At 46.0% G+C, this 1,853-nt stretch carries 3 protein-coding genes; all 3 read right to left on the minus strand.

The features are described from left to right. The coding region (locus tag QUW60_RS14900; RefSeq protein WP_289561472.1) for an IS66 family transposase at positions 1-996 on the minus strand (996 nt) is incomplete at its 3' end. 87 nt (positions 997-1,083) lie between these two features. After that, positions 1,084-1,452, minus strand: coding sequence for an IS66 family insertion sequence element accessory protein TnpB (gene tnpB, locus QUW60_RS14905; protein WP_071149928.1), 369 nt, complete (start codon positions 1,450-1,452; stop codon positions 1,084-1,086). Continuing rightward, the gene (gene tnpA / locus QUW60_RS14910) at positions 1,445-1,768 is read right to left on the minus strand and encodes an IS66 family insertion sequence element accessory protein TnpA (RefSeq protein ID WP_289561474.1); all 324 of its coding nucleotides are present in this window, start codon (positions 1,766-1,768) and stop codon (positions 1,445-1,447) included. The genes tnpB and tnpA overlap by 8 nt, the downstream gene beginning before the upstream one ends. Positions 1,769-1,853 lie beyond the last annotated feature (85 nt).

The raw sequence follows: 1,853 nt of genomic DNA on the forward strand, positions 1-1,853 counted from the left end.
CTTGAAGGCTGTTTCATAACCTGCAAAACCGTCACATTGAAGATATCCCTTGAAGTTATATTGATTTGCCAGGGATTCGATGACCGCTCCGGCCCGTGATCCCCCGTCGTAATGGAAGATGACCAGTTTCTCCATGACTGATCTTACCATCCAGAGATATTCCTTGTCGGCTCTGTGTTTTTCTCTGTTAATGACCGGAACTGTAGTTTCATCCGCCTGTACATAGTCACAGGAGAAGACTTCCCATTTGAGTTCTTCATACAGAGGCTTAAGCAGTTCCACGGTTTTCTTGAACCAGCCGTCCAGTGTACTTTCGGTAAGGCCTTTCATTCCAAGATGGCGGTATTGCTGTATCTGACGGTAGAACGGGACATGATATTCATACTTCTGAAGCAATATTTCGGCAAGCAGGCTGGTGTCAGCAATGCACTTGTCGACCGGCATCAGCGGCATGGGAGCTATCTCTACGCCTTTCTGTCCGGCTGGAGGAAGCAGGGTACTATCCTTGAGAGCATATTTGGGACGGATGATCACCTTGACGTAAAGCATTCCCGGCTTGTGTTTGACGACTTTTGTTATCTCTTCGCCTATTCTACGGTATAAAGACAAGTCTACGCCTTTCGGTTCTATTGTATCGGTCTCCAATACGGGCAAGTCCTCTATCATTTTGCGGTTCTGGCGATTTCGTTTTACGTCTTCCACCGATTCCTTCTCAATCTTTTCCACAGCCTCGTCCCGCTTTTCTTCCGCCTGCTGCCGGAGTCCGGAAAACTCGTCGGCAAAGAGATCTGGCATATTAGGATCATATACGCGAAGTTTCTCCGATTTACGGCCAAAGAGCTGACGGTTCAGCCATGCGACCTGAGCCGTCAGCTCCTTGATACGTTCCTGCAGATTTTTTATCTGTTCGGATTGATTCTTATTAGTAGTAGACAATGAGGCTATAGAGGCATTCAGCCCTTCTATCGTCTTGAGTAAAATTTCTTTTTCTTCCATTGTCTATACTTCTTTTAATGGTGTAAATATACTAATTAACAGTGAATTATGCAACAATATCCAAAGTTTACTCACGCAAAAAACATGTTATACATGGTATTCCTTACGTTCGGCTCTTAACCGCCGGAGCCTCTGTTCCGGGTTTTCCTGTATTCCTTCAACCATCATCACCAGATCGCGCCACTCCATGGGATAGCTGTTTGATTTGGGATCATACTCCGGCAGCTTGAAGCGACCGGCCTCCAGACGTTTTACATACATTACCATACCTCCGTCTTCGGCATGAAGGAGTTTCATTAGCCTGCGGCTGGAACCGATGAAGATGAAGACATCACCGTTCCTCACTTCACTGTTCATTTTCTCATGTACCACTCCGCATAGCGAACTGATACCCTTGCGCATATCTGTCCTGCCCGGACACAGGAAGTAGCGCATCGTGTCGTTCAGGTTAAACATGACCGTTTCGAAGACTTTGGGTAAATATTTCCTTCAGCAAATCTTCAGAACCGCTCCCGAAGTGGGCACGAAGTCCATTGGGAAACAGCAGCGCAACACCATGCGGCAATTGTTCCTCTTGGGAAGACTCCGTAAATGCCTGTTTAAAACTGATAGGAGCCAACTCGTGTTTGATGCTGCTCCTGTCAACGGAACATTTTCTGCGCCAGTAGTGATAGGTTGAATAACTTACACCTGTCTGTTGAAGGTACGACTTCAACGGCAGCTCGCTTTGTTGCACCTGCAATTCTAATTCTTCAAATTCTTGTCTGTTCATAATAATTGAGGTTTGATTGTATTCACTGCCGCAAAGCTACAACCAAACCTCAAAGTGTAAAAGGTGCATTTCTTCGAATGCTTAC

Origin of the sequence: Bacteroides gallinaceum (assembly GCF_030373775.1) — a bacterium.
Classification (GTDB): domain Bacteria; phylum Bacteroidota; class Bacteroidia; order Bacteroidales; family Bacteroidaceae; genus Phocaeicola; species Phocaeicola excrementipullorum.

What these genes read in the sequence shown, in the direction of transcription:
- tnpA (WP_289561474.1), bottom strand. Translation starts at nt 1,768, where the DNA reads ATGAACAGACAAGAATTTGAAGAATTAGAATTGCAGGTGCAACAAAGC.
- tnpB (WP_071149928.1), bottom strand. Translation starts at nt 1,452, where the DNA reads ATGTTTAACCTGAACGACACGATGCGCTACTTCCTGTGTCCGGGCAGG.